The organism is Sphingomonas sp. G-3-2-10 (assembly GCF_012927115.1).
Lineage (GTDB): Bacteria > Pseudomonadota > Alphaproteobacteria > Sphingomonadales > Sphingomonadaceae > Sphingomonas.
The window spans coordinates 499,690-526,044 of sequence record NZ_JABBFY010000001.1 but is presented as its reverse complement, the minus strand read 5'-3'; the positions used below and the strand labels follow the sequence as shown (position 1 = coordinate 526,044).

The 26,355-nt window shown below is 64.9% G+C and carries 28 protein-coding genes; 12 read left to right on the top strand and 16 right to left on the bottom strand.

What is annotated here, in order from left to right; genetic code table 11:
- Nucleotides 1-98 precede the first annotated feature (98 nt).
- Nucleotides 99-1,868 (bottom strand): hypothetical protein, encoded by a 1,770-nt coding sequence (locus HHL13_RS02735; protein WP_169554228.1) that lies wholly within the window; start codon nt 1,866-1,868, stop codon nt 99-101.
- A gap of 32 nt (nt 1,869-1,900) precedes the next feature.
- Nucleotides 1,901-2,581, bottom strand: coding sequence for a GNAT family N-acetyltransferase (locus HHL13_RS02730; RefSeq protein WP_169554227.1), 681 nt, complete (start codon nt 2,579-2,581; stop codon nt 1,901-1,903).
- Nucleotides 2,582-2,626: 45 nt separating this feature from the next.
- Here HHL13_RS02730 and HHL13_RS02725 point away from each other — a divergent pair, with 45 nt between their 5' ends.
- Together HHL13_RS02725 and HHL13_RS02720 are read left to right on the top strand one after the other, a co-directional pair.
- Nucleotides 2,627-3,193, top strand: a complete 567-nt coding sequence (locus HHL13_RS02725) for a WG repeat-containing protein (RefSeq protein WP_169554226.1) — start codon at nt 2,627-2,629, stop codon at nt 3,191-3,193.
- A 9-nt stretch (nt 3,194-3,202) separates the two neighbouring features.
- Entirely contained in the window at nt 3,203-3,529 is a 327-nt protein-coding gene (locus HHL13_RS02720) for a YnfA family protein (protein ID WP_169554225.1), read from the top strand.
- A gap of 1 nt (nt 3,530) precedes the next feature.
- Here the strand turns inward: HHL13_RS02720 and HHL13_RS02715 are convergent, their stop codons facing one another.
- Complete coding sequence (locus HHL13_RS02715; protein WP_169554224.1) at nt 3,531-4,091, bottom strand: YqgE/AlgH family protein; 561 nt, start codon at nt 4,089-4,091, stop codon at nt 3,531-3,533.
- Between the two features lie 96 nt (nt 4,092-4,187).
- Here HHL13_RS02715 and HHL13_RS02710 point away from each other — a divergent pair, with 96 nt between their 5' ends.
- The 4 genes from HHL13_RS02710 (at nt 4,188) to HHL13_RS02695 (ending at nt 7,148) form a co-directional block, all read left to right on the top strand.
- On the top strand, nt 4,188-4,670 hold the full coding sequence (locus tag HHL13_RS02710) for a peroxiredoxin (protein ID WP_169554223.1): 483 nt from the start codon (nt 4,188-4,190) through the stop codon (nt 4,668-4,670).
- Nucleotides 4,671-4,733: 63 nt separating this feature from the next.
- Nucleotides 4,734-4,991, top strand: coding sequence for a hypothetical protein (locus HHL13_RS02705; RefSeq protein WP_169554222.1), 258 nt, complete (start codon nt 4,734-4,736; stop codon nt 4,989-4,991).
- A gap of 214 nt (nt 4,992-5,205) precedes the next feature.
- Nucleotides 5,206-6,648, top strand: coding sequence for an AMP nucleosidase (locus tag HHL13_RS02700; RefSeq protein WP_169554221.1), 1,443 nt, complete (start codon nt 5,206-5,208; stop codon nt 6,646-6,648).
- A gap of 140 nt (nt 6,649-6,788) precedes the next feature.
- Complete coding sequence (locus HHL13_RS02695; protein ID WP_169554220.1) at nt 6,789-7,148, top strand: hypothetical protein; 360 nt, start codon at nt 6,789-6,791, stop codon at nt 7,146-7,148.
- Between the two features lie 10 nt (nt 7,149-7,158).
- On the opposite strand, the gene HHL13_RS02690 is transcribed toward HHL13_RS02695, so the two are convergent.
- From HHL13_RS02690 to HHL13_RS02680, 3 genes are read right to left on the bottom strand one after another with little or no spacing between them, the layout of a single operon-like run.
- On the bottom strand, nt 7,159-7,887 hold the full coding sequence (locus HHL13_RS02690; RefSeq protein ID WP_169554219.1) for an SIMPL domain-containing protein: 729 nt from the start codon (nt 7,885-7,887) through the stop codon (nt 7,159-7,161).
- 55 nt (nt 7,888-7,942) lie between these two features.
- Nucleotides 7,943-9,802, bottom strand: coding sequence for a M2 family metallopeptidase (locus HHL13_RS02685; RefSeq protein ID WP_169554218.1), 1,860 nt, complete (start codon nt 9,800-9,802; stop codon nt 7,943-7,945).
- A 57-nt stretch (nt 9,803-9,859) separates the two neighbouring features.
- A complete protein-coding gene (locus HHL13_RS02680) occupies nt 9,860-10,564 on the bottom strand; it encodes an alpha/beta fold hydrolase (protein ID WP_169556736.1) in 705 nt (234 codons plus the stop codon).
- Between the two features lie 274 nt (nt 10,565-10,838).
- On the opposite strand from HHL13_RS02680, the gene HHL13_RS02675 reads away from it, so the two are divergent.
- The 3 genes from HHL13_RS02675 (at nt 10,839) to HHL13_RS02665 (ending at nt 14,093) form a co-directional block, all read left to right on the top strand.
- A complete protein-coding gene (locus HHL13_RS02675; protein WP_206376824.1) occupies nt 10,839-11,288 on the top strand; it encodes a MarR family winged helix-turn-helix transcriptional regulator in 450 nt (149 codons plus the stop codon).
- Nucleotides 11,281-12,381, top strand: a complete 1,101-nt coding sequence (locus tag HHL13_RS02670) for an HlyD family secretion protein (protein ID WP_169554217.1) — start codon at nt 11,281-11,283, stop codon at nt 12,379-12,381. Before HHL13_RS02675 ends, HHL13_RS02670 begins: the two co-directional genes overlap by 8 nt.
- A 131-nt stretch (nt 12,382-12,512) precedes the next feature.
- Nucleotides 12,513-14,093: a DHA2 family efflux MFS transporter permease subunit gene (locus tag HHL13_RS02665; RefSeq protein ID WP_169554216.1), complete on the top strand. Its 1,581-nt coding sequence runs from the start codon at nt 12,513-12,515 to the stop codon at nt 14,091-14,093.
- 21 nt (nt 14,094-14,114) lie between these two features.
- Here HHL13_RS02665 and HHL13_RS02660 read toward each other — a convergent pair whose 3' ends face one another.
- The 4 genes from HHL13_RS02660 to HHL13_RS02645 form a co-directional block, all read right to left on the bottom strand.
- The gene (locus tag HHL13_RS02660) at nt 14,115-14,594 is read right to left on the bottom strand and encodes a hypothetical protein (RefSeq protein ID WP_169554215.1); all 480 of its coding nucleotides are present in this window, start codon (nt 14,592-14,594) and stop codon (nt 14,115-14,117) included.
- Between the two features lie 71 nt (nt 14,595-14,665).
- On the bottom strand, nt 14,666-15,103 hold the full coding sequence (locus tag HHL13_RS02655) for a GFA family protein (RefSeq protein WP_169554214.1): 438 nt from the start codon (nt 15,101-15,103) through the stop codon (nt 14,666-14,668).
- Between the two features lie 4 nt (nt 15,104-15,107).
- Nucleotides 15,108-16,136 (bottom strand): aspartate-semialdehyde dehydrogenase, encoded by a 1,029-nt coding sequence (locus HHL13_RS02650; protein WP_169554213.1) that lies wholly within the window; start codon nt 16,134-16,136, stop codon nt 15,108-15,110.
- Between the two features lie 92 nt (nt 16,137-16,228).
- Nucleotides 16,229-17,344, bottom strand: a complete 1,116-nt coding sequence (locus HHL13_RS02645; RefSeq protein WP_169554212.1) for a LysR family transcriptional regulator — start codon at nt 17,342-17,344, stop codon at nt 16,229-16,231.
- Between the two features lie 124 nt (nt 17,345-17,468).
- Here HHL13_RS02645 and HHL13_RS22370 point away from each other — a divergent pair, with 124 nt between their 5' ends.
- Nucleotides 17,469-18,602: a GNAT family N-acetyltransferase gene (locus HHL13_RS22370; RefSeq protein ID WP_206376823.1), complete on the top strand. Its 1,134-nt coding sequence runs from the start codon at nt 17,469-17,471 to the stop codon at nt 18,600-18,602.
- Nucleotides 18,595-18,951 (top strand): transcriptional regulator, encoded by a 357-nt coding sequence (locus HHL13_RS02635; protein ID WP_240953602.1) that lies wholly within the window; start codon nt 18,595-18,597, stop codon nt 18,949-18,951. The genes HHL13_RS22370 and HHL13_RS02635 overlap by 8 nt, the downstream gene beginning before the upstream one ends.
- Here the strand turns inward: HHL13_RS02635 and HHL13_RS02630 are convergent.
- From HHL13_RS02630 to soxR, 4 genes are all read right to left on the bottom strand, one after another.
- Nucleotides 18,926-19,108: a hypothetical protein gene (locus tag HHL13_RS02630; RefSeq protein WP_169554211.1), complete on the bottom strand. Its 183-nt coding sequence runs from the start codon at nt 19,106-19,108 to the stop codon at nt 18,926-18,928. The genes HHL13_RS02635 and HHL13_RS02630 overlap by 26 nt on opposite strands.
- Before the next feature lie 97 nt (nt 19,109-19,205).
- A complete protein-coding gene (locus HHL13_RS02625) occupies nt 19,206-20,531 on the bottom strand; it encodes a DUF418 domain-containing protein (protein WP_169554210.1) in 1,326 nt (441 codons plus the stop codon).
- Nucleotides 20,532-20,723: 192 nt separating this feature from the next.
- The gene (locus HHL13_RS02620; protein WP_169554209.1) at nt 20,724-22,940 is read right to left on the bottom strand and encodes a DPP IV N-terminal domain-containing protein; all 2,217 of its coding nucleotides are present in this window, start codon (nt 22,938-22,940) and stop codon (nt 20,724-20,726) included.
- Nucleotides 22,941-23,018: 78 nt separating this feature from the next.
- Nucleotides 23,019-23,477, bottom strand: coding sequence for a redox-sensitive transcriptional activator SoxR (gene soxR / locus HHL13_RS02615; RefSeq protein WP_169554208.1), 459 nt, complete (start codon nt 23,475-23,477; stop codon nt 23,019-23,021).
- 88 nt (nt 23,478-23,565) lie between these two features.
- On the opposite strand from soxR, the gene HHL13_RS02610 reads away from it, so the two are divergent.
- A complete protein-coding gene (locus HHL13_RS02610; RefSeq protein ID WP_169554207.1) occupies nt 23,566-23,946 on the top strand; it encodes a VOC family protein in 381 nt (126 codons plus the stop codon).
- Nucleotides 23,947-23,998: 52 nt separating this feature from the next.
- Here the strand turns inward: HHL13_RS02610 and ybaL are convergent, their stop codons facing one another.
- On the bottom strand, nt 23,999-25,618 hold the full coding sequence (ybaL, locus tag HHL13_RS02605) for a YbaL family putative K(+) efflux transporter (RefSeq protein ID WP_169554206.1): 1,620 nt from the start codon (nt 25,616-25,618) through the stop codon (nt 23,999-24,001).
- 285 nt (nt 25,619-25,903) lie between these two features.
- Entirely contained in the window at nt 25,904-26,302 is a 399-nt protein-coding gene (locus HHL13_RS02600) for a hypothetical protein (protein WP_169554205.1), read from the bottom strand.
- Nucleotides 26,303-26,355 lie beyond the last annotated feature (53 nt).

Genomic DNA, 26,355 nt, shown 5'->3' with positions numbered 1-26,355 from the left:
CCGGAGCCATGCTCCACCCACGATGGTGCGGCCCATAGCGGTTTAGGTGCAGCGCCGCAATCTAAATATAAAGATATCTTTATATGATGTCGGCACCACTACCGGCCGCGCGGCGCGCACCAGTTCCATTGCGCCCCGGGATCGAGCGCGATCGCCGCTCCGGTCACGTTGGTGAAGCGGATCGCCAAGCGGTTCTCGCCGTCGATATAGCCGTTCCACATGATCCCCGCCGGCGGGACCCGGCCCGGAGCAGGGTTGACGAACAGCTGGTGCTGAAGCGCGGAAATCCCGTCGACAGCGAACAATTCGGTAACGCTCGATCGCGGCGGAACCGATGCCGTCCTCGCCGCCAGCGTCCCCGTCTTCATCCCCGACAGCGTGCTCCCATCCGCGAACGCGATCGGCGAGAGGAAGTTGATCGGCGCGTTGGACCATTCCATCACCCCGTTGTTCGCCCCGCGAATGCCCCGGATGTGGAGCAGTTCGGGCAATTGCCCGCCTTCCCATTTCGCCGGATCGCTCAGCAGCTTCCACGCATCCTCGACGCATTCCTCGAAGCGAAAGGTGACTCCGCTCGATCCCCTGCCCTCGGCCGCCGCGCCGAAGCCGTTGCCGCGCGAATGGAAGAACCAGCGCCCCTTCGGGTTCGGCCCCTGCCCGCCCGGCTCGGGCATCGCGCCCAGCCAGGCAAGGCCGCGCATCACCACTTCGCAATTCTCCGACCGGCGCATGTCGAGCAGCGCGGCGGGCGCGGTGCGGATGACCCGTTCGATCACCACCTTGCCGGTGGCGCGCACCTTGAAGTTGAGCGGCTGGAACGGCGCTTCGCAATGGAAGGTGTCGACATGGAATTGCTTGACCACGGGCGAGGCCTGATAGTCGAATTCGAGGTCGCATCCCTTGCCCGGCCCTTCCGAGATACAGCCGTTCACGCGCACCGCGTCGCTGCCGAAGATCGCGAAGGAAGAGACATGGGTGTTGCTGCCGAACACGCGGCAATTCTCGAACACGCTGACATTGCTCGCCGAATTATACTCGGTCGCGCCCGGCCATACCTCGCCATGATCCGATCCCGCGCCGGTCTGGAGCACCGCGCCGCGCCTCGCGCACATATGGTAACGATTGTCGCGCCACGCGCTGGCCAGGCAGAAACTGCCGATCGAGCCATAGTCGAGCATCAGGAACAGGCAGTTGCGCACCACATTGCTGTAGGTCGCGCCCAGATGCAGCCCGATCTGGCCCGCCAGCCCCGTGCCGCGGAATTCGAGGTGATGGATGTCGTAGCTCGACCGGGCGATGATCCGGTCGGCTTCCTCCTGAGTCTTCGGGATACGGCTCAGGATCGTGATCGGCTTGTCGGTGCGCAGCATCCCGCCGCCGCCGTCGATCTCGATCGGCATGAACACCGGAATGGTCGGCAGGATCAGCGGCCGCGACACATAATAGCGCGCGCCGAGCAACTGCACCGGCATCGCCACCGCGCGCGCGGCGATGCTGTCGAACATCGCCTGGATCGCGCCGCTGTCGTCGGTCCGGGCGTCGCCCTTCGCGCCGAACATGAAGGGGTTGAGCACTGCCTCCGCCAGTTCCCACCACGCGCCATCGCGCGAGCGGAACTTGCCTTCATGGTTCGGCTCGGCGGGGCGGCGCACATAGAGGCCCTGCCCGCGATCGCCTTCCACCGCATAGCCTGCGCAGAAGATCGCGCGGACATCGCCGGCAAAGGCCTGCGCCGCCGCCGCCTTGCGGCTGACGGCCAGCGTCGCGCTGTCCCCCGCCCGGTCTTCCGCAAGCGGGGCGGCAACCGCGGTCCCGGATGCGGCAAGCGCGGCGGCGGTGAGAAGCGAACGGCGGGAGGTCTTCGTCATGGCGCGGAGCCTAGAGGGCGAGCGCCCCGGCCTCAACCGCGCCGCAGGATCGCCGACCAGATATGCTGGCGCCAGCGAAAGCCCAGCGCTTCGTACAGCGCGATCGCCCCCGCATTGGCGGCATAGCTGTGCAGGAACGGCGTCTCGCCACGTTCGAGGACGCGCCCGGCCACCGTCCGCATCAGCGCCCCGGCATAGCCGCGCCCGCGATGATCGGGATGGGTGCAGACCCCGCTCACTTCGGTGAAGCCCGGTACGCGCAGCCGCTCGCCCGCCATCGCGACCAGCCGGCCGTCCACCTTCACACCCACGAACGCGCCCAGCCGGTGCGTGCGCACATTATACGGCCCCGGCTGCGTCAGCCGTGCGAGCACGAACATCTCACCGGCATCGCCATCGCCCAGCGGGGCGATCTCGAATGCGGGCGGATCGGTGGGAGTCAGCGCATCGGCGGTCATCTGCGCCAGCAGCACCTGCCGCGTCATCACCGCACCCGGCGGCGGCGCCGTTTCCTGCGCATCCACCGTCCAAAGCTCGCCATCGGCCGGGACCAGCGCCGCCATCGCCGCCTGACATTCGGGCGAAGCATCGCGCGCGGCGACGAATACGCCATAATCCTCCGCCAGCCGCCACGCCCGCGCGTCGCCCTCGGCCAGATCGGACTGGCGCGAGGTCAGCGCATTCCACACGGGACGATCGAGCAGATGGGTCATGCCGTTCCGCTATCGCGGTGCTCGCGGATATGCCAGTCTGGCGCGATGCATCCGATTGCCCTGATCCTCGCGCTGGCCGGCTTTGGGCAAGACGCCTATCCGCTCGACTGCATCTACACGTCGCGTGCGGAGAAGGAGATCGTCGTCGCCCGCAATTGCGCGGCGCGAACCGGCGATGGCGGCATCCGCCTCGACCCCACCCGGTTCCGCGACCTGACCTTCAGCACGAAGACCGGAATGGCCGAAGTCGATGTCCGGGGCTGGTATTATGTCCGCCGCGACGGCGTGTCCGCGCCGGTGATGGCGTTCGACAATTCCCCCGACGAATTCCACAACGACCGCGCCCGCTCTCCCCGCGACGGGAAGATCGGCTACGTGAACCGTCGGCTGGCGCTGGCGATCCCTGCACGGTTCGACGGCGCGTTCCCCTTCGAGCATGGCCGCGCGGTGGTCTGTTTCGGCTGCACCAGCGAAAGCGATGGCGAGCACAGCTTTTACGCGGGCGGAAGCTGGACCTGCATCGACATCAGAGGCCGCGAAACCCGCCCCCGCATCGAAGCCGCTCCGGGCAAGGTGGGCGCCACCGACTGCAGCCGTCGCGCGAAGCCCTAACGCCGCGCGATGCTCACACCGATCCTCTATCTTGCTGCGGCGCTCACCGAGATCTTCGGCTGCTTCACCTTCTGGATGTGGCTGCGGATGGACAGATCGCCTTTCTGGCTCGTGCCGGGCATATTGTCGCTCGCTGCGTTCGCATGGCTGCTGACCCTGGTGCCCAGCGAAGCGGCCGGGCGCGCCTATGCAGCCTATGGCGGCGTCTATATCGCCATGTCGCTGCTGTGGCTGTGGCTGGCGGAGGGAATGCGGCCCGATCGCTGGGATATGGCCGGATCGGCGATCTGCCTCGTGGGTGCGTGCCTGATTCTGTTCGGACCGCGCGCGGCCTGATTCAGGCAGTGCCCGCGCTGTTCGCCAGCATGCGCGGATCGATCCCGGCGGCGGCGAACCCCATTTCCCAGCGATCGTCGGCATCGACGTCGTAGATCAGCCCGACTTCGCCATCGGTGTTGAACCAGCCGTGCCGGCCCATCTCGTCGTCGAGCTGTCCTTCGCCCCAGCCGGCATAGCCCAGCGCGACGATCCATTCGCTCGGGCCGCTCCCCTCGGCGATGGCGCGCAATATGTCGATCGTGCCCGACAGCGCCCAGCGGCCCGCCACGTCGATCGTGTCCTGCCCGCTCCAGTCGGTCGAATGGATCACGAAGCCCCGCCGTGGCTCCACCGGCCCGCCGAAATGCACCGCCACGTCGGGCGCCGATCCCGGCTCGATCTCGAATTGCTTGAACAGATCGTGCAGGCCCAGGCCATCGATCGTCTCGCCGATGCCGATGCCAAGGGCACCTTCATCGTCATGCGCGCACATCGCGATCACCGCGCGTTCGAAGCGCGGATCGCCAATGCCGGGCATCGCCAGCAGGAACTGTCCGGTAAGAAAGGGGGTCGACTCCATGCACTCACAACATATCTGCGTCGTTTCGGCTCCGCCACGCTTGAAAATGTCACGCAGGATGCCGATTGGGGACGGGAACCAACAAGGAGAGTTCCGATGACCATCAGCGTAGGCGATCGCGTTCCCAACACCACCTTCACCAAGGTGACGGCCGATGGCCCCGAGCCGGTCGAGTCGGACAATTTCTTCGCAGGCCGCAAGGTCGCGCTTTTCTCGGTCCCGGGCGCCTTCACCCCCACCTGCTCGGCCAAGCACCTGCCGGGCTTCGTCGAAAAGGCCGATGATCTGAAGGCAAAGGGCATCGACGAGATTGCGTGCACCGCCGCCAATGACGCGTTCGTGATGGGCGCATGGGGCAAGTCGGCCGAAGTCGACGGCAAGGTGACCATGCTCGCCGACGGCAATGCCGCATTCCCCAAGGCGATCGGCCTCGACGCCGATTTCACCAAGTTCGGCATGGGCACGCGCGGCCAGCGCTTCTCGATGGTGGTCAACGACGGCGTCGTCGAGCAGCTCAATGTCGAGGGTCCGGGCGAATTCAAGGTCAGCTCGGCCGAACATATGCTCGAAACGCTCTGATCGACGGAACTGCACCCACGGGCCGGAGTTGATCTCCGGCCTGTTTCTGAAAGGGATTGCATCATGGTCACCGATACCCCGGCGAACGAAACCGCCGTCACGCCTGCCGCTGAAGAGCCCAAGTCGTTCCTCGAACAGGCTCAGGCCGCACTCGAGAGCGCACAGGAAGCCATTGGCGACGCGTTCGAGTCCACGGTCGAAGCCGCGAAGGAAAATCCGGTAGCCGCCGCCGCGATCGCGGCCGGTGCGGTCGCCGCGGTGGGTGCTGCTGCTTACGGCATCAGCCAGCTGGTCGGCGGAGACGACGACGCGAAGAAATAAGCATCCTGCCCGCCCGGCCCGCCGGGTTGCAATGTAGGATTTGCGCTGCTCTGCTCGGGCGGTCCGCGTGTTTCTGCGCGGATCGCCCGTTGCATGAGGAGGAAGGAATTTCCGCATTATTGGTGTCAACCGTGTCAACCGGAACAGCGTCTTCGCAGGCTGACGCGCGGGTCACGGTCTTGCCAGAGTCATTTTCCGGCATTAGCCGCATAAGATGACACAAGCAGAAAACATCGTAGCCGAATTGGATCGGCTCTATCGCGGCTCCGTCGAGCGACTCCAGGCCGCCCTTACCCGTTATATGCAGGACGGCACCCCGCCCGATCCCAAGAGCCGCACCGACGGCTCGTTCGCATATCCGGAGATCCGCATCATCTATCGCGGCGGCAATGATCGCCCCGCCCCGCCTCGCTCGTTCGGGCGCCTGGTCGATCCGGGCGATTACCGCATCAGCGTCACCAAGCCGGCAATGTTCAACGACTATCTGGTCGAACAGCTGACCTTCCTGATCGAGGATTTCGACGTCGAGGTCGATGCTCATCCCGGCACGCAGGAAATCCCTTTCCCCTACGTCCTCGACGCCAGCCTGGCGCTCAATCTCGATCAGGTCTCGGCGACCGAACTGGCCCGCCACTTCCCGGCGACCGAGCTGGCGCATATCGGCGACGAGATCGCCGACGGCCTGTGGCGCGTCGACGTGGACAATCCGGTCCGCCCGCTCGCCTTTTTCGACGGCCTGCGCACCGATTTCTCGCTGGCTCGCCTGCGCCACTATACCGGCACGCCGGTCGAGCATGTCCAGCAGTACATCCTGTTCACCAACTATCACCGCTATGTCGACGAGTTCGTCCATTGGGCGTGCGAGCAGCTCGGCCCGGAAAGCCGCTTCACCGGCGTCTCGGGCGCGGGCGGGATCGTGATCGAGAACGCGGCGGACAAGGACCGGCTGATCAGCGACAGCGCATGGCGCCGTCACCAGATGCCCGCCTATCACCTGATGGCGCCGGGCAATACCGGCATCACGCTGGTGAATATCGGCGTCGGCCCGTCCAACGCGAAGACGATCACCGATCACCTCGCGGTGCTGCGCCCAGAGGCGTGGATCATGATCGGCCATTGCGGCGGCCTGCGTCCCAGCCAGCGGATCGGCGACTATGTCCTCGCCCACGCCTATCTGCGCGACGATCATATCATGGACGACGTCCTGCCGCCGGAGATCCCCATCCCCGCCATCGCCGAAGTCCAGCTGGCGCTGGTCAAGGCCGCGGCGACCGTCTCCGGCCAGAGCGAGAATGAGCTCAAGCAGCGGCTGCGCACCGGCACGATCGTCACCACCGACGATCGCAACTGGGAGCTTCGCTACTCGGCCTCGGCGCTCCGCTTCTCGCTGAGCCGCGCTGTCGGCGTGGACATGGAGAGTGCGACGCTGGCGGCACAGGGCTACCGGTTCCGCGTGCCCTACGGCACCCTGCTCTGCGTGTCGGACAAGCCGCTCCACGGCGAGCTCAAGCTGCCCGGCCAGGCCAACCGCTTCTACGAACGCGCCATCGCCGAGCATCTCAAGATCGGCATCGAAACGATGGAAGAGCTCCGCCGCGAAGGCGCCAAGCTCCACAGCCGCAAGCTGCGCGCCTTCAACGAACCCCCCTTCCGGTGAATCGCCGTTCCCGGCTGGCAATTTTCTGTTTCCAGCCAGGAATAGCACTCGCGATCGTTCCGCACCCGTGCCACGGGAAGGCGTCGCCACGGCCCGGCCGGGGCGACGCGTATGATGTGGTTGCGTGAGGTGCTGACCGGATGTTCGAGGTCGAATATGATCGCCGCGCCAATCTGGTGCGGATCGTCGTGGCAGGTTTCTGGGAACCGCACGACGTTCCACCTTTCGCCGCGGCGGTGGAGGCCAAGGTCCGCGAAGCCAGCGCGGTCTCCGGCGACTTCGACGTGCTCGTGGAATCGTTGGACTTCCCGGTTCAGGCAAACGACGTCGCCGATCTGCTGACCGGCGTCATGCAGCGCGGCATGCCGCTGACGACCGGCCGCTCGGCGGTGGTGGTGGGCAGCCAGCTCAACAAGCTTCAGGCCGAACGCACGCTGTTCCACCCCCGCGTCGGCGTATTCCGTTCGCTGATCGAAGCCCGGGAGTGGCTGGGCCAGTAAGCTCCGCGCCTCAGGGTTCGATCACGAACTCGACAAGGACTCCGGCCACAACCCGAACGGTGCCGGGGCTGTCATTGTCGAACATCGTCCGCAATGCTTCCGCCCCCCCGGACATCATCTCCCCAAACTTGTCCTGCATGCCGAAGGGCAGCATGCCGTCGATCTTCTCGCTGATCCGCACGATCCGGACATTGCGCATGCCCAGCGTGGCGGCATAGGCCAGCGCATCCTCGCGAGCCACACCGACTGCCTTGCTCTTGGCCTGCCGGCGCAGCGACGCCGGATCGCCGGCCTCGGCGATGGGCCTGCCGAAAGTGACGTCGAGCTTCTCGAGCGATGCTTCGAGCGATTCAAGCTGATCGAGGCTGGTCAGACGCAGCACGCCCCGGTCCCCATAACTCTTGCGGTCCGGTTCGCCCGCGCTGTCCGAAGCGTCGGTCACGATGACGGGGAAAGCGATCTCGCCGGATCGCACCGGTACGAGGACCAGGGTATTGGCAGGAAGACCCGCCTTCGCGACGGCCGCGCGGACCGCCGCCCTGTTCTGCTCCTGCTTCCCGCGTGCCTCCACTTCGTTGTCGCCGGTCGAGGTCCAGTTCAGCGTGACCTTATAGGAGGTCGCAGGCACTTCGACCGTCCCGGTGGCGACGATCTCGACCCGAACCGACTTGTCGCCGGTCTGCGCCAACGCAACTGCCGGCAACATCAGCGCCAGCACAACCATCAACCTGACGAACATTCATCCCTCCCCTGTTCGCGCCATTGCTAACGCGAACAGGGGCGGATGTCTTGCCTTACCAGCCGGAAGGCTGACCCTTGTTCTGCTCGTCGAGCCATTTCTTGAGCGGCGCGAAATATTCGATCAGCGCCACGCCCGAAATCTCGCGGGTGCCGGTGAAGGCCTCCAGCGCATCGGGCCAAGGCTTCGACGCGCCCATCCGGAGCATCGCGTTCAACCGCGCGCCGACTTCCTTGTTGCCATAGAAGGAGCAGCGATGGAGCGGACCCTTCCATCCGGCCTGATCGCAGGCCGCCTTGTAGAACTGGAACTGGAGGATGCGCGCCAGGAAGTAGCGCATATAGGGCACGTTGTTCGGGATGTGGTACTTCGCGCCCGGATCGAACTTGTCCTCGCCGCGCGGCACCGGCGGGGCGACGCCCTGATACTGAAGCCGCAGCGCGTTCCACGCCGACTGGTAGTGCTCGGGCTTGACCTGGCCCGAGAAGACGCCCCAGCGCCATTTGTCCATCAGCAGGCCGAATGGCAGGAACGCGACCTTGTCCATCGCCTGACGCAGCAGCAGGCCGGTATCCTTATCGGCGCTTGGCACCTTCGCCTGATCGAGCAGCCCGATCTGGACGAGATAGTCCGGCGTGATCGACAGCGCGACGAAATCGCCGATCGCTTCGTGGAAGCCGTCATTCGCGCCGTTGCGGTAGAGGAAGGGCTGATCCTTGTAGGCGCGCTGGTAATAATTGTGGCCAAGCTCATGGTGGATCGTGACGAAGTCGTCCGAATTCACCTTGATGCACATCTTGATGCGCAGATCGTCCTTGTCATCGAGGTCCCAGGCCGAGGCGTGGCACTGCACTTCGCGGTCGGCCGGCTTGAGGAACAGCGAACGGGTCCAGAAGGTATCGGGCAGCGGATCGAGGCCGAGCGACGAATAGAAATTCTCGCCCGCCTTCACCATCTTGATATGGTCGTAGCCCTTGGCCTGGAGCAGCTCGCCCACGTCATAGCCGAGGTCGCCCGATCCCGGCGGCGCGACGATATCGTAGATATTGCCCCATTCCTGCGCCCACATATTGCCGAGCAGGTCGGCGCGGATCGGTCCGCTCTTCGACTGGACCGCGTCGCCATATTTCTGGTTGAGCTTGTTGCGGGTGTAGGTGTGCAGCGCTTCGTAGAGCGGCTTCACCTCGACCCAGAGCTTGTCGACCAGCTTGGCAAACTCCTCGGGCGACATGTCGTAGTTGGAGCGCCACATCGCGCCCGCATCCGCGAAGCCCAGCTCCTTCGAGCCTTCGTTGGCGAGGCCGACGATCTTCGCATAGTCCCCGCGCATCGGCGCGCCGACATTGTCGTGCCAGCTGACCCACATCTCCTGCAGCTCGGCCGGATTGCGGTTGGTGCCCATCTCGGCTTCGATATCGCTGCCGCTGATCGGCTGGCCGCGCAGCGTGCCCTTGCCCTTGCCGTAGAGCGAACCGATGCGGGTCGAGAGATCGGCGAGTTGCGTCGCCGCCCCTTCGCGCGTCGGCGCGGGCAGAACGATCGCGTTGCGCAGGAAATCGAGCATCCGCTTCGTATCGGGCGACAGGCCGGGCACGTCGTTGTAGCGCGCGGCCTCGAGCGCGAAGCGGACCGCCATCTCGGTGCCGCGTGCACCATATTCGGCGGAGAGCGCGTCGGTATCGTCGGTGATGAAGTTCGCGTTGATCCAGGCGACACGGTTGGCAATCAGGTTGAACGAATAATATTCGGCCTGCGCCTTCGCGACAAAGGCGTCGGCATCGGCTGCGGTAAGCGCCGGGGCGGGGGCCGGTTTGGTAGTTTTGGCCTTACCCTTGGGCGCGGTCTGAGCGCCGAGCTGGGTGGGTGCGACAAGGAGCGCGGCGAGCGCGAACAGGGAGATACCGGAGCGGATCATGGTTTGACCTCGGACATTCATGGATGGCGCGGACGATGCGCGCCACCCTGTCCGGGGTCAAGCCGACAGGAAGTCCGCGATCACCTCGCCCAGCTCGCGCCGCGTGACCGCGCTCATGTGATTGCCGGGAATTTCGACCAGCTTGCCGTCAGGCAACAGGTCCGACAGCTCGTGCGCGGGGCCGTTATCGTCGTCCTCGACGCCGGAGATCACCACGGTTGGCTGCGCAATCGCCGCCACTTCCTCGCGCGGCGTATCGACGAAGGTATCGAGGATGCGCAGCAGCGCTTCGGGATCGCCCTTGGTGGTGTTCAGGAACGCCTCGGTCAGCCATTCGGGCGTCCCGCGCTCGAAGCTGCCGAGATTGGTCAGCACCCGGCGGAAATAGGTCCCCCGCCCCTGCGTATCGGTCAGCCCGCGCAGGCCCATGCCGGAGATCACCACGCGGCGAGGCGTCACGCCATTGGCCAGCATCCGCACCGTGGTGCGCCCGCCCAGCGAATAGCCGCCGAGATCATAGTCGGTCAGACCGAGATGCCCAATCAGCGCAAGTCCGTCGCGCATCAGCACGTCCGGCGGATAGGAAGCCGCGTCGTGCGGTTTCGCGCTTTCGCCATGCCCCCGCAGATCGGGCATGATCACCCGGAAGCCGGCATCGGCGATCTTCTCGGCATGGCCGTAGCGGATCCAGTTGACGAAGGCATTGGAGAAATAGCCGTGGATCAGCACCACCGGCCGGGCGTCAGCTCCCCCTGCGCTCATCTCGTGCCACGCCAGCTGAGTGCCGTCGAAGCTGCTGAAATGATGGGTTTCGGTGGGGTATTTCGCCACGGGTTTCGATCCTTAGCGCCTTGATATCGGCGGCACCGGTAGCGGTCCGGTGCGGCGGTGTCGACCATCGCTTTCCGTTCTCGCAGGGTCGCGAAAGTGCGGCGCAAACGCATTTTCGCCGGTTGCGCGAGCCGCAATTGCTGCACCGCACAACGCAACTGCATTGCATATTGCAATTTATAACTATACTTATTATATGCTGCGTATGACCGAGACGCTTGGATTTGTGCTGAAGGACCTGTCGCATGTGATGCGCCGCGCATTCGACGCGCGTGCCCGCGCCATCGGCGTGACTCGCGCCCAGTGGCAGACGCTGTTCGTGCTCTCGCGCAACGAGGGAAGCAATCAGGGCACGCTGGCCGAACTGCTCGACGTCGAACCGATCACCTTGTGCCGCATGGTCGACCGGCTGGAGGAAGCCGGTCTGGTCGAACGCCGCCGCGATCCCGCCGATCGCCGCGCCTGGCTGATCTACCTGACCCCGGCCTCGCATCCGATGGTCGCGCAGCTGCGCGAGCTGGGTGATGCCCTGAACGAAGAGGCGCTGGACGGCATCGACGACGCCGAGCGCGAACAATTGACCGCAACACTCGCCAAGGTTCGGGCCAACCTTGCCCGCACCACGACCGACATGAACGAGACCGCCAATGGCTGACGCAGACCCCAAGATCGATCCGAAGAAGGTGGAGGCCATCATCGTGGAGCCGGAAACCCTTGAGATCGTGACCGAATCCCCCATCCCCGCCGAAAAGCCGAAGCGCAAATGGCTGCGCCCGCTGCTGATGTTCGGCGTGCCCGCGCTGATACTGGCGATCGGAGGCTGGTTCTGGCTGACTTCGGGCGGGACCGTCTCGACCGACAATGCCTATGTCCAGCAGGACAAGGTCTCGGTCTCGTCCGACGTGGCCGGCCGCATCGTCGAAGTGAATGTCCGCGAGAACCAGCAGGTCAAAGCGGGCGACATCCTCTTCCGCATCGACCCCGAACCCTATCGCATCGCACTGGCGCAGGCTGACGCGTCGATCGCCGGGGCGCAGGTGCAGCTGACCACGCTGGAGACCAGCTATCAGGGCACCGGTTCCGATATCGAGGCAGCCCGCGACCGGCTGACCGCAGCGCAGCAGGATTATGCCCGCCAGAACGAGCTGATGAAGAGCGGCTTCACGACTCGCGCCCGGCTGGAACAAGCCGAGCATGCGCTGGAACAGGCCCGCGCCGGCCTGTCGCGCGCCAATGCCGATGCTGCCGAGGCCCGCGCCAAGATCGGCACCGGTTCGCAGTTGCCCGGCGAGAACCCGGCGATCGCCGCCGCGCGCGTCCAGCGTTCCAAGGCGCTGCTCGATCTGTCGCGCACCACCGTTCGTGCGCCGACCAGCGGCATCGTCAGCCAGGCGGACCGGCTGCAGGTCGGCCAGATGCTGATGACCGGCCTGCCCGGCGTGACCATCGTCGGTGGCCGCCCGGCATGGATCGAAGCCAATTTCAAGGAAACCGACCTCAACAAGATGCGCGTGGGCCAGACCGCTTACGTAACGTTCGACGCCTATCCCGGCCTGCGCCTGAAGGGCCATGTCGCGTCGATCGGCGCGCTGACCGGCTCCGAAAATTCGGTGCTGCCGGCGCAGAACGCCAACGGCAACTGGGTGAAGGTGACCCAGCGCGTGCCCGTTCGCATCGTGTTCGACGAAACCAGCCCGCGACCGATGATCGCCGGCCTCTCCGCCAAGGTGACGGTCGACGTGCGGTGATCCGCACCCGATCCCACCCTGTCGTCATCCCCGCCGGGGCAGGTGTCGCCCGCCTGCCAAGCCTCCCCCTCCCGAGCCGGAGGGCGGCCCGCCCCGCGCGGGGGTGACGTTACCCTTTTCGAGTTGCGCCAATGGCCAGTGCCGCCGCTAACCCATCCGCAGTCCCGGCCGCTCCCGCCGCCGGGGTCGCCGCGCTTCCGGTAAACCGGCGCGGCCTGCTGACGCTGGGCGTGATGCTCGCGACGATCATGCAGATCCTCGACACGACGATCGCCAACGTCGCGCTGCCGCACATGACGCCGCAGCTCGGGGCCACCAACGACACCATTACCTGGGTGCTGACCAGCTATATCGTCGCATCCGCCATCGCGATGCCGGCTACCGGCTGGTTGTCCGACCGGATCGGATCGCGCAACCTGTTCCTGCTTGCGGTCGTCGGCTTCGTTATCGCGTCCGCCATGTGCGGCGCCGCGCAGAATCTGGAGGAGATGGTCGCCTTCCGCATCCTTCAGGGGGTGTCGGCGGCGTTCATGAACCCGCTGAGCCAGACCGTGCTGCTCGATATCAACCCGCCGGAACGGCAGGGCAAGGCGATGGCGATCTGGGGCATGGGCATCATGGTCGGCCCGATCCTCGGCCCCGTCATCGGCGGCTGGCTGACCGAGAATTTCGACTGGCGCTGGGTGTTCTTCGTCAATCTGCCGCTGGGCGTGATCTGCATCGCCCTGCTATGGTTCCTGCTGCCCAGCCGGCCGATCCGCAAGCGAACCTTCGACATTTTCGGCTTCACCCTGCTCTCGATCGGGCTCGCGGCGATGCAGCTGATGCTCGATCGCGGTCAGGGCGAGGACTGGTTCGGATCGACCGAAATCTGGATCGAGGCACTGGTGATGGGCATCGCCCTGTGGATGTTCACGATCCACATGTTCACCGCGAAGCAGCCGATGTTCGAACGCAGCCTGTGGAAGAACCGCAATCTGATGACCGCGGTGGGCTTCATGGCGGTGATGGGCGTGGTGATGATGGCGACGATGGCGCTGCTGCCGCCGATGCTCCAGTCGCTCTATGGCTATTCGGTGCTCGACACCGGCCTGTTGCTGATGCCGCGCGGCATCGGCGTGGTGCTGACCATGGCGGTGGTCGCGCAGATGCTCCAGCGCGGGGTCGATCCTCGCTGGCTGGTGGCGATCGGCTTCGCGATCGCCGGCTTGTCGCTGTGGCAGATGACCCAGTGGACGCTGATGATGGGATCGTCACATTTCATCATTTCGGGTTTCGTGCAGGGCGTCGGCATGGGGCTGGTGTTCACCCCGCTACAGGGCATGGCGTTCGCAACACTCGCCCCGCACCAGCGCACCGAGGGATCGAGCCTGATGAACCTGTCGCGCAGCATCGGCGCGTCGGTGGGCATTTCGGTGGTCACGACGGTGCTGGCGCGCAGCATCCAGACCAGTCATGCAGATCTGGCGCCGCACGTCTCGTCCGAAGCGCTGTCGACCTTCGATCCGGGCCTGCTCAACATGCTGGGCGGCAGCGGTCAGGCGGTGCTGGCGATGGCCAATGCCGAGGTCAACCGGCAGGCTGCAATGATTGCCTATCTCAACGACTTCTGGCTGATGGCGATCATCACCGTCGCTGCGATCCCGCTCGTGGTGCTGCTCCAGCGGCCGAAGGGACGGATCGAAAGTGATCCGTCGGCGGCGGGGCACTAGGAGAGTTCCGCCGCACCGCCGTCAGGCGGGCGGATCGCAGCGAACGAGATCGAAGAACTGCTTCGTGGTGCCTTCCCGGCGGTCCTGAGGCGTGCGGTACCACATTGCCCGGCGCAGATTGGGGATCAGGAAATGCGCCGGAGCGTCGTCGCCGTGCCGCGGGACCGCCTCGAGCACCGCATAATCCGCATCGGCGGTGATCCATTCGATATCGCCCAGCGGCCTGACCGCCATCGGCCGCCAGCCCGGCGTCGCGGGATCCGGCGTCGAGGCGAGGTTCTGATGTCCATTGGTACCGCCGTTCCAGGGCAGCCACCAATAGCTTCGCCCGGTCGCCGCGAAATCCATGCGAAGCGCCAGCCCGACCGGCCAGTCTTCGGTGACGGAAACCCGGAGGAACCGCGCCGTCACGCCGGGCATCGTACGAAGCGCGTAGTGTGCGCGCTCGACCGGACATTGCCCGGTGGAAAGCGACATGGCGGCGATCATACTGAAAAACATCGGCAAACCCCTCGATTCGCCCTCAGTCTAGCGCGATTTCAGGCCGGCCGCTGCGGGCCTTTCGCGCCCGCTCAGGTGGAAGCGAGCAGCCGGTACCATTGGTCGAGCGGCGGCACTTCGTCATATGCCGGCACCCCGTCCGGCAAGGCGATCCACGGCTGTTTCGAGCGGACATAGATATGGGCACGCGGAACCAGCCCGGCGCTGTCGTCGAGCGTGCCGGCGCGCACCACGCCGAAGCCCGGGCGACGATCATTGATGTTGTAGATGCGGACCAGACAGGCCGCGCAGTAGAAATGGGTGCTGTTCGCGCCGCTCGGCGTCACGATAGTGGCTTGGGCCAGATCGCCCTCGATCTCGAATCCGTCGATCGAAACGGGCAGTTGCAGCGCGAACGACGCGCCGCTCACTGTCTGGCAATCGGTGCAATGACAGCAATAGGTGACCGGCGGGGAGGCCAGATCGACGCGGTATCGCACCGCGCCGCACCGGCATCCCCCCGCCAGCACCGTATCAGTCCGCCTTCTTCAGATGGCGGCGGCCAAGCAGTTCGGCGATCTGCACCGCGTTCAGCGCCGCCCCCTTGCGGAGATTGTCGCTGACGCACCACAGGCTCAGACCGTTCTCGACGGTCGAATCCTCGCGGACGCGGCTGATATAAGTCGCGTACTCGCCGACGCATTCGATCGGCGTGACGTATCCGCCGTCCTCATGCTTGTCGACGAGCATGATGCCCGGCGCTTCGCGCAGGATATTCTTGGCCTGCTCGGCCGAGATTTCGTCCTCGAACTCGATGTTCACGGCTTCGGAATGACCGACGAACACCGGCACGCGGACGCAGGTGGCGCTCAGCTTGATCTTGGGATCGAGGATCTTCTTGGTCTCGACCACCATCTTCCACTCTTCCTTGGTCGAACCATCGTCGAGGAAGCTGTCGATGTGCGGAATCACGTTGAACGCGATCTGCTTGGTGAACTTCTTCGGCTCGGCGGGGTCGCCGACGAAGATGTTGCGGCTCTGCTCGAACAACTCGTCCATGCCCGCCTTGCCCGCGCCGGAAACCGACTGGTAGGTCGCGACGACGACGCGCTTGATCTTGGCCACGTCATGCAGCGGCTTGAGCGCCACGACGAGCTGCGCGGTCGAGCAGTTGGGGTTCGCAATGATGTTGCGCACCTTGTAGCCGTCGATCGCTTCCGGATTCACTTCCGGCACGATCAGCGGAACGTCGGGGTCCATGCGGTAGAGCGACGCATTGTCGATCACGGTGCAGCCAGCTGCGGCGAAGCGGGGCGCATGCGCCTTCGATCCGTCCGAACCGATGGCGAAAATCGCCATGTCCCACCCTGTCGGGTCGAAATGCTCAATATTCTGAATTTTATACTGTTTACCGGTCTCGCCGAAATCGACCATGTCGCCGGTCGAACGCGAAGACGCGAGGACGGCGAGATCATCAATCGGAAACTCGCGCTCGGCGAGGATGTTCAGCACTTCACGCCCGACATTGCCGGTGGCGCCAGCGACCACGACCCGGTAGCCCATTTCAAACTCCAATATGGGATGGAGCGCTGCCGGTACGCGCAGTCACGGGCTTGCGCAAGAAAGCGCTGCTACTGCGCGCCGTTACCGCACATTTATTTCCCGCCGGAATTAATCAGCTGCTTCTCGATCGTGTCATGCGAGACGACGCGAGGCGCGAGTTCCTCGAACAACTGGACCACGCCCGCCTCGCGTTCGCCGGCCGGGAAGTCGTTGGGATGGACGAACTCATCGGCGAACCACGGATAGCGGGTACCGTCGAACGCGTCGCGGATCCAGTCGACCGCGGCGCGCACCGCGGGCGCGTTCTTCGCGGCGGCGTGGTAATAGATCCACAGATCGAAACGCAGCTGGAACGGCAGGTCGAGCGGGATCAGATCCTTGCTCAGCGCACGGGTATAGGTGGGGAACGCGCCGATGCCCGCGCCGTTCACCACCGCCCAATAGACCGACATCGCCGAGTTCGAACGGATCGGGATGAAACCCGCCGGCCGCGCGGTGCCGAAGAAGAAATCGACCAGCTGCGATTTCACCCCTGGCGTCGCCTGCTCGATAAAGCGGTGATTGTCTCGGATATCCGGGAAGGATCTGGGCTGGCCGTATTTGCGCAGATAATCCTGGCTGGCGAACAGCATGAAGTGCAGCGCGCCGATCCGGGAGCGGATCAGGTCGGGATTCTGCGGCTCGGAAAAGGTGATGCCGACATCTACTTCGCGGCTGCGATCGCCGCCCGCATCATAGCTATGCTGCAACGAAAGGGTCAGCTCGGGAAGCTGCTCGTGCAGCGCCATCATCCGCGGGGTCAGCCACACGCTGCCCAGCGTCTCGGTGCAGCCGATGCGCAGCTCGCCGGGGTTGATGAGGACGTCGACCTTGCCGTCGCCCGGATCGAGCTCGGTCGTGGCCTGTACCTCGCGCGCGACGCCCAACAGGGTGTTTCCGGACTCGGTCGGGGTCACACCGTTAATGTCGCGGCGCAGCAGGATGGTGTTGGCCTGTGCCTCCAACCGTTCGACCCGGCGGCGCAGCGTATTGACCGAAACCCCGCAAGCGGTGGCCGCAGCACGGAAGCTGCCGCTTTCGCAGACTGAAAGGAAAGCCTTCAGGTCATCCCAATGGATTCGCTTGGCAAAATCCCTCGCCCGCAGCGCGTTCCATGCCGGAACGGGGTGTTCCGAACTTGGGATCGCGGGTTTGTTGTCGCTCCCCATTATGGTGCCCCCCAACGGCCCACCAGATCGGCCTCGACGCGCGGAGTTGCACATGAGAACCGACAGTAACCTTAACAATGCAACCCATATTGGACGGATTCGCTTTTCAGAACAAGGCGAACGCTTGATCGCAACGTTCAAGGATCTGGCCGAAAACAGGACGCGCGCGACCTGGCCGGAAATCGAGGCCTTGCTGCGCAGCATGCCGACCGATTTCGAGATCGCATCGGTCGAGGCAGTGAAGCGGATCTGGGACCGCAACCCCAATGTCTTCTGGCGCTTCGACGGGCCCGAGGGCACCAATCCGGGGGCCTTCGCCTATCTGCCGCTCAACGCGCTGGGCGCGACGCGGCTGATCGCCGGGATGCTCGACGGGCTGAACCCCGACCCCGCCTATATCACCGCGCCGGGCGAGGAGCCCGTGGCACTTTATTTCTGGCTGACGGTCATTCCCGGTCGCTTCGCCAAGTCGCTGCCCGCGCTGGCCCGCTGCATCGAGGATGCCTCGTCCGAGCCGGTGCCCTTCTTCTCGCGCGCGGTGACCGATCATTCGCGCAGCGTCAGCGAGGGACTGGGCTTCATGTCCGCCAAGGAAGTCTATCCCGGCGCGCCCGACTGGCTGCTGGTGATCCTGCCCGAAGCGATGAAGAGCCGGCCTTCGGCCATCACCGTGAAGATGGTCCGCAATTTCGAGGATATGGCGAAGATCTACGCCATCCGTTCCTCCACCTATCTCGCCGAGCAGTTCTGCCTCTACTCAGAGGAGTTCGATGGGAACGACTTCTGCTCGACCCAGTTCATCGGGTACGTCGATGGCGATCCAGCGGGTTGCATCAGGATGCGCTATTTCGGCGACTTCGTGAAACTGGAGCGCCTGGCGGTGCGCCGCGAATACCGCCACACCCGCCTCGCCTTCCGCCTGGTGCGCGAAGCCGGCGCGATTGCGCGGCGCAAGGGCTTTACCAAGGCCTATGGCCATGCCCGCGAGGATCTGGTGCCCTTCTGGCGCATGTTCGGCGGCAAGGAGATGGATCGCCCCGCGTTCCGCTTCGCCGACTTCAATTATCGAGAGATGGTGTTCGACCTGGGCGACGTTCGTGACGACGCCCTCCGGCTCGGTCTCGATCCGCTTGTCTCAATCCGGCCCGAAGGGGAGTGGGATCGGTTGGGACCCCTCGAACTGTCGAACCTGCGTCCAAGCAGGGAACAGCTCATCAAGCAGCACACCAAGACAATCCGGGGGACAGTAAATGCCTGAAACTACGATGGAAACCACCCTGACGCCGCTTCAGCGCGCGCAGGCCCTGTACGACCTGCGCCGGGCGCGCGAACCGTTTTTCGGCGCCAATGCCGATCTGTTCGGCGAACCGGCCTGGGATATCCTGCTCGATCTCTACATCGCGCACGAACGCGGCATCGATACCTGCGTCAGCGACGCGTGCATCGGCGCCTGCGTGCCGTCGTCGACCGGCATCCGCTGGCTGGCGATCCTCGAGGAGCGCGGACTGATCGAGCGCGAGTCCGACCGGTTCGACGCGCGCCGCCGTTCGGTGCGCCTCACCCGCCGCGCGCGCGAGCTGCTTACGGCTTACTTGCTGAGCTGCTGAGCGCCGTCGCTTCGGTTCGTTCCACATGGGCGCGGAGCATCTCCACGCCCGTATGGATATGCACGCTGGCAAGCGATTGTCCGGCGTCGTCGCTGATTCGGATCAGCTCCTCGCCCAGCGCGATCGCGCGGCGAAGGGGGTCGGTTTCTTGCGGCAATTCGAATCGTTCCTGTACGCTAACGAAGATATTCCGTTCACACGGATGTCAGTAGCGGACAAGCCAGGGGCCAGCCCTTATCTGCCCCGATTCGGAACTATTCGACGTGCCGTCTGCGGAAGGGCTGGCGCTTTACATAGGCAAGCGAGCGCCACGCCCATTCCAGCGGACCGCTGGTGAAGTAGCGCACCCAGATATTGGCGAGGATCACCTGGCCGGCGATCACTGCGATCACGACGCTGTGCATCCCGCCCCAGCTCAGCTTGCCCCACAGCCCCGGTCCCCACGGCGCGAACAGGATCCACAGGCCGATGATCGTCTGCATGAAATAGAGGGAGAAGGCCGTGCGCCCCGCTGCCTTGAACGGCGCCAGGATCGCCCTGCCCGCCCCCGATTTCACCAGCAGATTGATCAGCGCGAGATGGCCGACCGACGCCGCGATCCGCGCGAATTCCTGCGTAGCCCAGAAACTGCGCGGGATCGGCACCATCGTCAGCATCTCCTGCGCGCCCATCCAGCGCAGCGGCAGGGCGAAGGCGTAGCAGCCGAGCATCAGCACCGCATAGAAACGCGCGCTTCGCCCGCCCTGTATGATTTCCCATTTCCACAGGGCGATGCCGAGAAGCATCACGCAGAACGCCTCGATCACGCCGAGATACAGGCCGCCATCGGCGACGATGAAGAACCACAGCCCGATATTGAGCATGGCATAGTCGAGGAAGCCGCCGCTATGGCCCTTGATCTCCTGCTTCTTCATCTCCTGAAAATCGGGGCTGTTGCCCTTGCGGCGCTCGATCGCCTTCTTCCAGTCCTCGACCGCCTTGGTCTCCTTCTTGTCGAGCTTGGCACCGCTCGCCGCTTTCGTCTGCGCGGATTCGGCGCGGTGCATCAGGTCGGCGCGCTCGGCATAGCGGATGCCGCCGGTCACCGCGGTGAACAGCGCAAAGCCCATCGCCAGCACCAGCAGCCACCGCGCGCCCAGCTTGCGGAAGGGGAACAGGAACAGCGCCGCGATGGCATAGAGATGGAGGATGTCCCCCGCCCAGAAGAGCAGGAAGATGTCGGCCAGCCCGAACGCCAGCAGCCACAAATTGCGGCGGAAATAGAGATCGGCGATCGCCACCGGCCCATCGGGCTGCATCGCCCGCGCAGTGAGCACCATCATGCCTGCGCCGAACAGCAATTGCAGCATCCCGCGCTGGGTGCCTTCCAGCAGCACCTGCACCGCCGTCCAGCTCGCCTGATCGACCGGCGTCCAGCCGAGCAGCCGCACATCCACGAACAGCGCCGGAAGCGACGCCGCCATATAGGGGATGTTCATGAAGAAGATGCCGAGAATGGCGATGCCGCGCAGGATATCGAGCACGTCGATCCGCGAAGTGCCGGTCACCGGCGCGAGATTGGTGTCCGTGGTGTCGGTCATGGCTTGCCCCCCATGTCTGGAGAGCAAGCTATGTCAGGTGCGTGAGGGAGTCGAGCGGGACGCGGCCGGCCTCAACTACCGCCGTCACCCTGAACTTGTTTCAGGGTCCATTGCTCCACCCGCGATGAAACCGTTTGTAGCACGATGGATACCGAAACAAGTTCAGCATGACGAAAATTGAGAGGCCCGGCCTTATTTCGCCGGCGCGCTGCGATCGAGGAAAGTGAAGATCAGGTTCCACAAATGAACGCTGACCTTCGGCCCGCCGACCTTATGCGTGTGTCCCGGATAGAGCATCACTTCGAACGGTACGGCATTCGCCTGCAGCGTCGCCATCATCACCGTCGAATGCTCCAGCACGACATTGTCGTCGGCCATGCCGTGGATCAGCAGCAGCGGATCGGTAATTTTCGTGGCATTCTCGACCGTGTTCGATGCCTTGTACGCTTCGGGCACCACGCGTGGATCGCCCATGTAACGCTCGGTATAATGGGTGTCGTACAGCTCCCACTTGCTCACCGGCGCACCGGAAATGCCCGCCGCGAACACGCCCGGCGCGGCTTCGAGCATCTTGAGGGTCATGTATCCGCCGTACGACCAGCCATAGGTGCTGATCCGGTCCGGATCGACGAAATCGAGCGTCTTGAGATAGGCCGCACCCGCAAGCTGGTCGGTCACTTCGACCGTGCCCATCGCGTGATAAATTGCGTCCTCGAACACCTTGCCGCGATTGGCCGAGCCGCGATTGTCGATCTGGAACCAGATATAGCCGCGATCGACGATCGACTGCTGCAACGCCCCGCCCCAGCTGCGCGAAACCGACTGATTATGCGGCCCGCCATAATGCTGGAAGAACACCGGATAGCGCTTGCCCGGTTCCATCTCCGGCGTGATCATTTCCCAGTGCAGCGTGGTGCCGTCCTCGGCCTTGATCGTGCCGAAGGTGCGGACGCGGTGGCTGGCGAGATAGGGGTTATAGGGATGCGCGGCATCCTTCACCGAATTCTCGTTGACCCAGGCAAGGCGCTTGCCGCTGGTATCGGCCAGATAGACCTGCGCGGGCTGGCTGGTGTTCGAACGGGTGACGATCATCCGGCTCGCGGCCTTGTCCATCGTCGCCATGTTCCACCAGCCCTCTTGGGTGAGCTGTGAGGGCGTGCCGGGACGGTTGAGATCGACCCAATAGAGCTGGCGTTCGAGCACGTCGCCGCGATTGGCAAGGAAATAGACGCGGCCCTTCGCTTCATCGACCCCGGTGACCGAGAAGACTTCCCAATCGCCCTTGGTCAGCTGGGTGAACTTGCCCTTCTTCCAGCGATAGAGATGGCCGTGCCCGTCGCGTTCGGACCACCAGATCAGGCTGCCGTCCTTGAGCGGGGTGAAGGCGTTGGAGAGATTGACCCAGCTCTTCTCACCCGAACGCTCGGTAAAGACGACCCGCGACTTGCCGGTCGCCGGATCGACCGCGAGCAGATCGAGCACGGTCTGGTCGCGATTCTGGCGCTGGACGTAGAGCGTTTTCGCGTCGGGCGACCATTTGACGCGGGCGAGATAGATATCGGTTTCCTGGCCCAGATCGACGCGGACCTTGCCGCTGCCGTCGGGGTTCATCAGCCACAGTTCGACCAGCACATTGGCGGTGCCCGCCTTAGGGTAACGCTGCTGGACGATGGTCGAGGTCTCGGCGCCGATCGCGGCGCGGGTGACGATGCCGACCGGGGCTTCGTCGAACTTCTGCACAGCGATGCGGCTGTCGTCGGGCGCCCACCAATGGCCGGTGAAGCGGTCCATTTCCTCCTGCGCGACGAATTCGGCTTCGCCCCAGTGGATCGTGTCCTTGCCGTTGCTGTCGGTCGGCACCACGGTCTTCCCGCTGGCCAGATCGAGGATCGAGAGGTTCTGCGAATGGACATAGCTGACATGGCCGCCCATCGGGCTCATCGTGACGTTGAGCTTGGGTCCGCTGCTGGTGTCGAGCTTGCGCACGCTGCCGTCGAGCAGCGCGAGATAGACTTCGCCTTCGAGCGGCACGACGATCGACTTGCTGTCGGGCGACCAGTCATAGCTGATGATGCCGCGGGTGCCGGCGATGCGGGCGCGTTCCATCTGCATTTTCTCGGCTTCGGAGAGTGCCGCGCCCGATCCGACCTTCTTCGAATCGACCAGCATCCGCCATTCGCCGGTTGTGGTGTCCATCGCCCACAGATCGAACCGTTCCTTCTCGTCGGCGCGGTTGCGCAGCACGGTAAGATACTTGCCGTCGGGCGACAGTTTCATCGAACGCGGCTGGGTGCCGGCCAGGTCGGGGCTGGCGAAGACGCGCTCGAACGACAGTTTCGGAGCCTCTTGAGCTTCAGCCGGCATCACCGAACCCACCGCCAACGCAACACCCGCAACCCATTTCCACATTCCGCAACTCCGGATGGTTTCACCTGATACCAGGACCTGTGGGCGTTATCGCGGCGGAATGGCGGCGGGTAAAGGGTGTCACGCCAGCTCGCGCGGTGCGATCACATAGCGCGGCCCTGCCCCGCTGCGCGCGGCGCGGTCGTCCGGATTGTATAGCGCACATTTGCTCAGCGACAGGCAGCCACAGCCGATACAGCCGTCGAGAATGTCCCGCGTCCGCTCGAGCATCGCGATGCGCTCGTCGATCAGCTGGCGGAATCCGTTGCTGATCCGCTTCCAGTCGGTCGCATTGGGCGCCCTGCCCTCGGGCAGCTTGGCCAGTTCGGCCGCGATCTGGGGAATGGTCAGCCCCATTTGCTGCGCGATCAGCGCGAATGAGATGCGGCGGATGTCTGAGCGGAGAAAGCGGCGCTGCCCGCCCGAGGTGCGGAAGGCGCTGACCAGCCCCTTGCCTTCGTAAAAGCGGATCGCCGAGACCGACACGCCGGTCCGCGCGGCGAGATCGCCGATCGCCAGAAGCTCGTTTCCGCGCGACATCCCGCCTCCGAATTAAGCCCTTGACCTCAACTTAGGTTGAGGTTGTACCTGCTTCTCGCATGGCAATCCACAGACAAGGACCATGCGAATGACGGCTCCCTTCATCGAGCATATCAACCTGACCGTGCGCGACCCCGAGCGCTCGGCGCAGCTGCTGAACGACCTGTTCGGCTGGCATATCCGCTGGCAGGGGCCGTCCCAGCTCGGCGGATGCACCATCCATGTCGGCGACGCGCGCTTCTACATCGCGCTCTACACCCGTGACGGCGCGGCGAGCCCGGACGAGACTTTCATCAAGGGCCGGCCGTTCAACCATGTCGGTATCGTCGTGGACGATCTCGACGCGATCGAACGGCGCGTGGAGACTGCCGGGCTCGTTCCCTTCTCGCATGGAGATTACGAACCGGGGAAGCGCTTCTACTTTCTCGATTTCGACGGCACCGAATATGAGATCGTCAGCTATGCGTGACGGGTTGCCGGGGAGCGCCGAACAGGACGGGCCTGCGCTCCCCGACACAAGCTCATCCGGCGGAACAGAGGGTCAGCATGCGGCTGGCGATCTCGCGCTCGCCCATCACGACTTCGGGGACGCCGGCCTTTTGCAGGAAGGCGACCTCGGCGTCGGAATGGGCGCGGGCGATGATGCGGATGCCGACGTTCAACTCGCGCGCCCGCTCGGCGATCGCCCCGGCCTCGAACCCCTCCGGGATCGCGATCAGGAGCTTGCTGGCGTCGCGAATGCCCGCGGCTTCCAGCGTATCGGGATCGACCGCGTTGGCCTGCACCACATCGATCCCCGCCGCTTCGGCCTCGCGCGCCATGTCGGCCTGATCCTCGATGATAGTGAACGGTTTCCCGCTCTTGGTCAGGTCGCCCGCGATCAGCTTCCCGACGCGGCCATAGCCGATCAGGATGACGTGGCCCTTGTGCGCGCGGGGCTTCGGCGCCTCGTCAGGGATCTCAACCGCATCGCCGCGCTTGGGCACAAGCGAGAAGATGAAGGGATTGAGGAAGATCGAGATGATCGCACCCGCCAGAATCAGATCGCGCCCTTCGGCGGGGAGGATCTGCAGGCTGGTGCCCAGTGAGGCGAGGATGAACGAGAATTCGCCGATCTGGGCCAGGCTGGCGGCCGCGGTGATCGCAGTCTTGCCCGAATGGCGCAGCGCGCGAACGATGGCATAGGCCGCGACCGACTTGCCCACGACGATGATCGCGACCGTCGCCAGCAACGGCAACGGCTGTTCGATCAGCACGGACGGATCGAACAACATGCCAACCGACACGAAGAACAGCACCGCGAACGCGTCGCGCAGCGGAAGCGTCTCCTCGGTCGCCTGACGGCTGAGCGGCGTCTCGCCCAGGATCATGCCGGCGAAGAAGGCGCCAAGCGCGAACGAGACCTGAAACACGAAGGCGGCGCCGAACGCCACACCCAGCGCGATGGCGAGCACGGCAAGGCGGAACAGCTCACGCGAGCCGGTATGCACCACCCAGTGCAACACCCACGGGATCACCTTGCGGCCGACCAGCAGCATCAGCACCACGAAGCCGGTGACCTTGAACAGCGTGCCGGCCAGCGGCACCAGAAGCGCCGCGGCGTCACCGTCCGGGCTCTTCATCACATTGGCCAGCACCGGCAGCAACACCAGCGCCAGCACCATCACCAGATCCTCGACGATCAGCCAGCCGACCGCGATGCGGCCGCGCTCGGTCTGGACGAGGTTCGCGCCCTGAAGCGCGCGCAGCAGCACCACCGTACTGGCGACCGAGAGCGCCAGGCCGAAGACGAAGCCAGCCAGCGGATCCCAGCCCAGCGTCCAGGACAGGCCCATGCCGAGCAAGGTCGCGACGGCGATCTGGCCGATCGCGCCGGGCACGGCGATCTTGCGGACCGCGAGCAGATCCTTGAGCGAGAAATGCAGGCCGACGCCGAACATCAGCAGGATCACGCCGATCTCCGCGAGTTCGCTGGCCAGGCCCGCATCGGCGACGAAGCCGGGCGTGAACGGCCCGACTACGACGCCTGCGAGCAGATATCCGGCGATGGGCGACACCTTCAGCCGATGCGCGATCGCGCCCATGACGAATGCGATCACCAGGCCGGCGACGACCGTGGCGATCAGGGGGGTGTGGTGCATCTGAATTCCTTGATTGCGCCGCGCGCGGGCGGCGTAAACCGGGCCGGAACATGTCCGGCCCGGGCATTTGATCTAACGAAACACATCATTCCGCAGTTGCACCGATCACGGCTGCCGCAAGGGCTGCCGATCCGGCGATGCCGCTCCATACGGCGGTTACGAACCACCAGGGCGGGCGCTTTCGCTTGTTTGTACGTGCCATTCTGCTTCCCCGGATGCGGAGCCGCGCGGAGTCACGCGCGGTCTCTCATCTCGAAACATGCGGCCTGAGGCCGCGGCGGGAAGTCAGGCTTGTGGGGGACCGCGCGGCTGGGCGGTCTCGCGCGGTGCGCGCGGCGGCGCACCGACGACGCCGAAGGGCGACGGAACGCCGTCGGCGGTCGCCAGGGGGACCGGAATGCCGGCCATCTGGACCGGCGGCAGGGCGTCGGACGCAACGACATGTGCGCCCTTGTGCCCCGAACCGTCGTCATCCGCTGGATCGACCGCCGTCCGCAGCCCGGAGCTGGAAGCGCCGAGCGCGACCTGGGTGGTCGAGGGATTGAACGCTGAGCCGAGCGCGGTGGTGAGCGGGGCGCCGACTGGCAGCACCGCACAAAAGACCGCGGTCACCAGCGACAGCCACAGCGACGCCGCGAACAGCCTCAGCTGCCCTAGTCGCTTGTCGTGTGCATCGCTCCGCATGGCTGGCATAGTAGCGTAACACGCCGGAAATTTAAAGTATCCCTGGGCGGAAA